8 protein-coding genes are annotated in these 7,797 nt (G+C 34.5%); all 8 read right to left on the bottom strand.

Annotated elements, in window-relative coordinates; all coding sequences use genetic code 11:
* Nucleotides 1-149: 149 nt before the first annotated feature.
* Nucleotides 150-917 (bottom strand): flagellar hook-basal body protein, encoded by a 768-nt coding sequence (locus BMX60_RS11030; protein WP_091351498.1) that lies wholly within the window; start codon nt 915-917, stop codon nt 150-152.
* A 15-nt stretch (nt 918-932) separates the two neighbouring features.
* Nucleotides 933-1,706 carry a flagellar hook-basal body protein gene (locus BMX60_RS11025; RefSeq protein WP_091351497.1) on the bottom strand — a complete coding sequence of 258 codons (774 nt, stop codon included), beginning with the start codon at nt 1,704-1,706 and terminating at the stop codon, nt 933-935.
* Between the two features lie 93 nt (nt 1,707-1,799).
* Nucleotides 1,800-2,822, bottom strand: a complete 1,023-nt coding sequence (mreB, locus tag BMX60_RS11020) for a rod shape-determining protein MreB (protein WP_091351496.1) — start codon at nt 2,820-2,822, stop codon at nt 1,800-1,802.
* Nucleotides 2,823-2,928: 106 nt separating this feature from the next.
* Nucleotides 2,929-3,192: a sporulation transcriptional regulator SpoIIID gene (spoIIID, locus tag BMX60_RS11015; RefSeq protein ID WP_091351495.1), complete on the bottom strand. Its 264-nt coding sequence runs from the start codon at nt 3,190-3,192 to the stop codon at nt 2,929-2,931.
* Between the two features lie 135 nt (nt 3,193-3,327).
* The gene (locus BMX60_RS11010) at nt 3,328-4,155 is read right to left on the bottom strand and encodes a murein hydrolase activator EnvC family protein (RefSeq protein WP_091351494.1); all 828 of its coding nucleotides are present in this window, start codon (nt 4,153-4,155) and stop codon (nt 3,328-3,330) included.
* 47 nt (nt 4,156-4,202) lie between these two features.
* Nucleotides 4,203-5,201 (bottom strand): stage II sporulation protein D, encoded by a 999-nt coding sequence (gene spoIID / locus BMX60_RS11005; RefSeq protein ID WP_091351493.1) that lies wholly within the window; start codon nt 5,199-5,201, stop codon nt 4,203-4,205.
* A gap of 95 nt (nt 5,202-5,296) precedes the next feature.
* On the bottom strand, nt 5,297-6,547 hold the full coding sequence (gene murA / locus BMX60_RS11000; protein ID WP_091351492.1) for a UDP-N-acetylglucosamine 1-carboxyvinyltransferase: 1,251 nt from the start codon (nt 6,545-6,547) through the stop codon (nt 5,297-5,299).
* A gap of 18 nt (nt 6,548-6,565) precedes the next feature.
* Nucleotides 6,566-7,285: a YwmB family TATA-box binding protein gene (locus BMX60_RS10995; RefSeq protein WP_177159793.1), complete on the bottom strand. Its 720-nt coding sequence runs from the start codon at nt 7,283-7,285 to the stop codon at nt 6,566-6,568.
* Nucleotides 7,286-7,797 lie beyond the last annotated feature (512 nt).

Raw genomic sequence — 7,797 nt, 5'->3', positions numbered from 1 at the left:
AGCCATGGACGGCGAATTAGAGCGGTACCCTTCTTCCTTTTAGATAGAAGCCTTAAATCTCGACGGAGACTTTGTTAGAATGTTTAATTACCACAGCCTTTTAAAAAAGACTTTGTCTACAACCTGAGACACCTTTGAAGAGGTGTCTTTTATCTTCTTAAATTATTGGCTTGTGCCATCATTTCATCTGTCGTCTGAACCAATTTAGCACTAGCTTCTAAAGCCCTTTGACTCATCATCAAAAATGCTATTTGTTCTCCTAAATCTACATTAGATCCTTCTAAAGCTCCCTGCCTAATTGGACTTTGAATGGGGTTTGGTTCTCCAGAGTTTTCCGTTACAGAAAAAAGGTTATCACCTATAGCAGCAAGGCCATGGGGGTTAGGAACATTAAACAAAAATATTACCCCTAATTCTTCCCTTTCACCTTGCCCGTTTATACCTGTAACCACTCCATCCATATCAATATTTATCTCCCGATAGTTTAATAAACTACCATTAAATTGTCCAACAACAGGATAACCATCACCGTTAACCAAAAGCCCACTTTCATCTAAGTGAAAATTCCCGTGTCTAGTAAGTAACAGTTCACCATCCCTTTCTATTCCAAAAAATCCTTGCCCTTCTATGGCTAAATCAAAGGGATTAGAAGTTGTAATAATAGGGCCTTGGGTGAATTTTTTTGTAATAGAGCTAGGCATAACTCCTTGACCTATTTGAATTCCTGGATTACTTAATCTGTTTTCTAAATCCAAATTCTTCCTTTGTTGTAAATTTGCATAAAACAAATCTTTAAAATTTAAACGACTTGCTTTGAAGCCCATAGTATTAATATTAGCTATGTTGTGGGCTACATTGTCCACTTGTCGCTGACCCGTTAATATACCTGAACTAGCTGTATATAGCGATCTTATCATTTACCATTCACTCCTTTAGCGAACAGAGGCTATTTCATTAACTGCCTTTCCTAACAATTCATCATGGGTTTGGATAACTTTTTGATTAGCTTCATATGCCCTAAGGGTTGAAATTAACTCCACCATTTCCTCTGCTAAATCTACATTAGATCCTTCAATAAAACCTTGACGGATTACTCCTTGGGGTCCCCCTAAAATAGTTCTATCTGTTACAGTAAAAAGATTCATCCCTAGCTTACTTAGAGAATGGGGATTTTGAACGGTAGTTATTTGCAAAGTGTCGATGTAATTACCATCTACATAAATTTCTCCATTTTCTTTGATAGTTATTTCACTTCCACTTAGGTTGATTCTACCATTATGACCTAAAAGATAATAACCATCGGAATTAACAATATACCCCTGATTGTCTATAGTAAATACACCATCTCTAGTCAAAAAAGTTTGTCCATTTCCTTCAACAGTAAAAAAACCACTACCTTGAATTGCTAAATCGAGGGGGTTATTGGTCTCTATCAAACTCCCAGTATTAAAATTAACTAAAGTTTCATCAACAAAAACTCCTGTCCCTAAAGGGCCTACTTTAGGCTTTTTATCTATGTTGCCAAAAGAAGTCCTTAAAACCTCATCATTAAGTCTATGTAAAAAGAGATCCCTATCCTTTGCTATAGCAGCGGTAGCTTTTTTAAATCCTGGTGTGTTAGCATTTACTATGTTATTAGCAATATTTTCCTGTCTCCGCTGCTGTGTTAGCATACCTGTTTTAGCAATATGTAATCCCCGAATCACAATTCCACCTCCAAATGGGTATACTTCTAGTTCAAGCTTATCTTAAAGGAGAAATCCTGTCAATAGTGCAAAAGACTTAGCAGATGCTAAGTCTTAACCACTTTTTTTACTTCCCACTAAAGTATCTTGCATTATATCTAGCATTTCTAAAGCTAAACCCGTTCCCCTTACCACACAAGTTATTGGATCTTCTGCTAACATTACTGGTGTGCCTAACCTCTCAGAAAGGAATATATCTAATCCATGGAGCATAGCTCCACCACCAGTCATAATGATTCCTTTATCCATAATATCTGCTGCCAACTCTGGCGGTGTTTTTTCTAAGACTTTATGGGTACTTCTTAAAATTGCATGAATAGGTTCTTCCATGGCTTCATAAGCCTCTTTAGAAGTAAACTCTATAGTCTTAGGTAACCCACTTACTATGTCCCTTCCCCTAATTTCCATTGTTTCGTTGCGGCTCTGAAGATTTGCAGTTCCTATTTTGATTTTTATTTCCTCAGCAGTTCTTTCACCTATCATTAAATTGTGTTTATCCCGTATGTATCTAATTAAGGATTCATCAAAACGATTTCCTCCAACACGGATACTATCTTTTTCCACAATGCTTCCTAAAGATAAAACAGCTACATCAGTGGTACCACCACCAATGTCTATTACCATATTGCCATAGGGTTCAAAAATTTCTAAACCTGCACCTAAAGCCGCAGCCCTCGGCTCTTCTATTAAAAATACTGCCTTTGCCCCTGTTCGATATACTGCTTCCTCTACCGCCCTTTTCTCAACTGTTGTAATACCAGCCGGTACACATACCATTACCCTAGGTTTCCCAAACAAAGAATTACCAGCAGCTTTATTAATAAAGTATTTTAACATGACTTCAGTCAAGTCAAAGTCTGCAATAACACCATCCCTCAATGGTTTAACAGCAGTAATATTTAGAGGTGTTCTCCCTAGCATTTGTCTTGCTTCTTCCCCTACTTTAAGGACTTTTTGGGTATCACTATCAACTGCCACCACAGAAGGTTCGTGAAGCACTACCCCTTTGCCTTTAACAGTCACTAAAATCGTCGCTGTCCCTAAATCTACGCCAATATCTTTTCCTAATCTAAACAAAACTTCCACCCCTCAATCCCAAAAATTCTTATATAAGACTAATATCCTAGACATCATTGTATTATTCTACAAAATCTAAAGAAATCCTCTTTTCTTTATAAATAAATTACTCTGAAACTAATTCTTTGTTCATATATTTTAATCTAGTGGATTCTCCACCCCTTATGTGTCTCACACTTTTATTTTTTTCTAAAATCTCCTTTACTTGTCCATAAAGTTCTTTGTTAATTAGTGGTAACCTTTCCACTAAATCTTTGTGGACCGTTGATTTACTAACCCCAAATTTTTTTGAGATTTCCCTAACGGTTTCTTCAGTTTTAAGGATATAATGACTAATTTCTAGTACCCTTTGGATAATATAATCATTCATAAACAGCCCCCCTCATTCCAATACTTACTCAATATATATTTCAGTAGTTTTCCTTTTATTCCATGTTTGTCCAATTTATTCTATTTATTAATTAAATTGATAAAGTTGATATATAAAAAGCCTCAAGGGAGGCTTTTAAAAGTATGGTTGAGGATCGATAAGGACATTATTTTTCTTAATTTCTAACACTATATGGGATTCACTGAATAAAGAGGATAGAAGGTTTGATCCTACATATCCAATGCTGTCACCAATGGATACTTTTTGCCCTTCTTCCACTTGAATATTGTCAAGATTATAATAGTAGACATCCCATGTATCTCCATTGGGATCCACATAACTAATCTTGACTACATTACCATAGAGATAAGAAGTTTCTCTAACTACATCCTTTACTACTCCTGGTAGCGCAGCCCTCACTTTACTACCTTTAGGAGCAGCAATTAATATCCCATCTAACTTATATTCGAAACTTCCATCCCTAAAATTAAAAGGTTGTTTAAAATGTCCTTGAATCTCTCCTGAACCTTCAACTGGCCAGATAATTTTATCTTTAATATTAAAAACAGGTTGTGCTGTTTCTTCTTCAACTGTGGTCTTTTCTTCCTCTAAAATAGTCTTTTCCTCAGATTCATCTCTTTTCTCATCTTTTTTTTCAGTTTTTTCTTCTACCCCTCTATCTTCCCTTTCAATTTCATCTATCTCCCAGGGCAATTCATTATTCTTTTTCTCCCCAGGTTGTTGTGTTTCATTTTTAGGAAGTTCTCCTATTATATCTAAGGGAAGTCTACTTTTCTGCCATGCCATATAACTAAACATTACTAGTACAACTAAACAATAAATACCAATCCTTTTAATAAAAGTAGGTAATCCTTTTATTTTATTTATTATTTCTTTTAATTTAATCTTGCTTAAATTATACACCTTTAAAATCTTCTCTTTTCCACTATTTAAGATATTCATAAAAAATACCACCTCTTTAGGTGGTATTATAACCAGCTTAATTTATATTATTCCTGGATTGATAGGTAATTATGTAAATTTTCTAATTCTACGTCAGTGTAGTAATAATTGATAATGTCTTTATAGTTATATCCTTTTTTAGCTAGACCATTAGCACCATACTGACACATCCCTACTCCATGGCCGTAACCTACTACGTTAAACACTATATTAGCACCATCGTAGTTATAAGTAAACCTAGCAGAATTTAATTTAAACAAAAGGCGTACGTCAGTTCCTCTAAAAATCTTATCACCAATTCTAAAATAAGTAATTCGATCACTGTTAGTTTTACTTACTATACCCATATCAATTTCCCTTGCCCCTACTACCCTTTGTAACCCTTCCCCCTCTAAAATATTGATAAATCCTGTTTTTGTATAAGTAACCTTTTGGGTAAAACGGGGTGAGTCTTTACAGTATAAGCAAGTAACTCCTCTAAGATAAGGAATGGCATAAGTAAATACTTCTTCTGAATTTTCCGTTGCTCCTCCACAGGTAGAATGATATAGGGCATCTATTGGTTTCCCTTGATAAGTAATTATCTCCCCTTTTGTCGAATACACCGCTTCTACTATTTTACGCCAATATATACTCCGCTGCCAAAAGGGCCAGTTACTTTTTGCTTCTGTTGGAGTTAAATAATGTTGGCTGTGGCGATAATCATCACAAATATCTGCTCCAGGATAACCACTATATCCGCTTCCACCAAAAAGCCTCATTCTAGTTACAGCATAAGTTCTAGCAATAACTGCTTGAGCCTTCAAAGCCTCAATATCAAAACGTGCTGGCATTTCTCCTGCCACTACCCCTACAATATATTCTTCTAACTCCATTTCTTTTAACTTGTCTTCTTTATGAAAGTAAACATTAATTTTAATATTTTCATAAGTTAAATCTAAATCATTAGGAAAAGTAGGCCCTTTACAGCCCTTGACCAAGATAGCAGGTAAAATCAACAAAACCATTAACGTTACCCCAAAGTAAATTAGAATATTTTTTCCCATACTTCTGCCCCCTGATTTTTACACTAATTTTTTCTAATTAATTTTATGAAAAATTAGGGGGAAAAGAACAAAAGTAAGGATTTCAACTCCTTACTTTATCTTCTTTCTATATGGGCACCTAACTCTTTAAATTTATTAACAATATCCACATAACCTCTATCTATGTGATAAACATTTCCTATTTCCGTTACTCCCTCTGCTACTAAGCCTGCTAAAATTAATGCTGCTCCTGCCCTCAAGTCTGTAGCATACACCGGTGCAGCTTTTAAAGTTTCTACCCCTGTTATTACAGCTGAACGCTCCCTAATTTTTATTTTAGCATTCATTCTTTTAAGTTCATCTACATGCATAAACCTGTTTTCAAATACCGTTTCTGTAACAACACTAGTTCCTTCTGCCACTGCCAATAAAGCCATCATTTGTGGCTGCATATCTGTTGGGAAACCTGGATAAGGTAATGTTTTAACATCTACTCCCTTAGGTCTATTATTACCTTTAACCCTAATGGTATTTTCATCTTCAATTATCTCTGCGCCACATTCTTGCAATTTAGCAATAACCGGTTTTAAATGATCATAAATACAATTAGTTATGAGTACGTCTCCCCCAGTAATAACAGCCGCTACCATATAAGTTCCTGCTTCAATCCGGTCTGGTATAACGGTATATCTATTAGAAGTAAGTTCTTTTACCCCTGTGATTTTAATAACATTAGTACCTGCACCCCGAATCTTTGCCCCCATAGAGTTTAAATAGTTGGCTAAATCGACTATTTCAGGTTCTGCAGCGGCATTTTCGATTATTGTCTGCCCTTCGGCATAAGTAGCTAACATCATAATATTTTCTGTAGCTCCTACACTAGGGAAGTCTAAATATACCCGATTACCTATTAAGTTGTCAACTTTAGCTTGGATACAACCATGATCTGTTGTTACTTTAGCCCCTAAAGCTTGAAAACCTTTTAAATGAAGATCAATAGGTCTTGTTCCAATAGCACAACCTCCAGGCATTGAAATATTAGCCTCTTTAAGCCTTGCTAACAGTGGCCCTGTTACTAAAAAAGAAGCCCGCATTTTTCTTACCAGTTCGTATGGTGCAGTAGAGCTAGTTAAATTACTACTATCGATAATATATGTATCCCCTTCAACTTTAACTTTAGCACCTAAACTCTCTAGCACCCCTCTCATTACATTAACATCTTCTAGTTGAGGGACTTCATCAATAATTGTCGTACCTTTACATAACAAAGATGCTGCTAAGATAGGTAATGCTGCATTTTTTGCTCCGCTGACCTTTACAGTTCCTTGCAAAGGGCCAGTTTTTCCTGTGACATAAATTTTTTCCAATGTTCTCACTCCTAATGTTTAATAGCTTGCCGCAATTATTGGATTTGCAATTATTAAATAATATCCTCCTTTATGTTCATCTAAGTAAACTGCTATATGTAGGTTAACTTTCCTCCCTTGACTTTCTATAGTATTTCCCAAATACGGACTATACCCTAAGAATCCATAACTTTCCCCTTCCCCTTGATAATCTAAAGTCAGTTTAGCTGAAAGGTGGTTAAAGGAAAGATAAATTTTCTCAACAATTTCCCCTGTTGTTAATTTTTTAGGTAAGTGTTGGTATATACTGGTGCTAATATGTACATTATCATTGTACCGTAATAATACCCCTTTTACTTTATCATATATTTTAGTAATATCTACTTCCTTTCCAGTATCTACTGATAAAACTACTTGAGTCTCCTGTCCATAATATACAACTAATTTATAATAACATTTTCCATTATGCCAGTCCACTAAAACAGTTTTATTACCTTCTTCAAAATAATAATTTTCCTTTGTCACACCCTTTGTATAGCCCATTTCCCGTAGAATCATAACTATTTCCTCTTCAGTTAAATCCTGGACTTTAATGTATCCTAACACGCTATATCCTAATATATCACCTTGAATTTTTTTTGCAACCTCTAATAATGGCTCTATTTCATGTTTTTTATAATTTGCCCCTGAAACAACATTACTTAGAGCTAATGTTAATACTAATATTATTGATAATAGATAGATTGTTCTGTTAAACATAGAAATTCCTCTCCCCTCATCCTTTAGGTTTAATATAAATTTTTGACAAGAAACCAAACTTCTATACATTTATTTTTAACAATCTTAGTAAAAATATTAACAGACCTTTTCTTTTTGTCTACAAACTAAAAAAAACGCCCAAGGGCGCTTTTGGAAATAATGTATTCAGTTGTTAAATAGTCGCTAAAAACTATCCATAACATTATTATACTAGTTCCTCATAATTCTGTCTGGCTTATACATATTAACCATAGTGATAGATATTATGGTAGGAATAAAAACTGAGAACAATGATACTAAAACATTAATTGAAAGTACGTACCTATTAAAACTAACTATATTATAGTTAAATGAGGAAATTGCATAATTAAGTTTTTATATTTATCAAAAAAAGAGCATAGAAAATCTAACTCATTATAAATGAGATTTTAAAAAAGGTTAAATTTTGTTATCTAGAACAACATCCTCCATTCTCTATAATATTTTTAAATTTTTATCGTTAAGCAGCTTTG

This window comes from Anaerobranca gottschalkii DSM 13577 (assembly GCF_900111575.1).
GTDB lineage: Bacteria > Bacillota > Proteinivoracia > Proteinivoracales > Proteinivoracaceae > Anaerobranca > Anaerobranca gottschalkii.
Note: the sequence above shows the minus strand (reverse complement) of the source record. Positions and strands in the feature narration are given on the sequence as shown.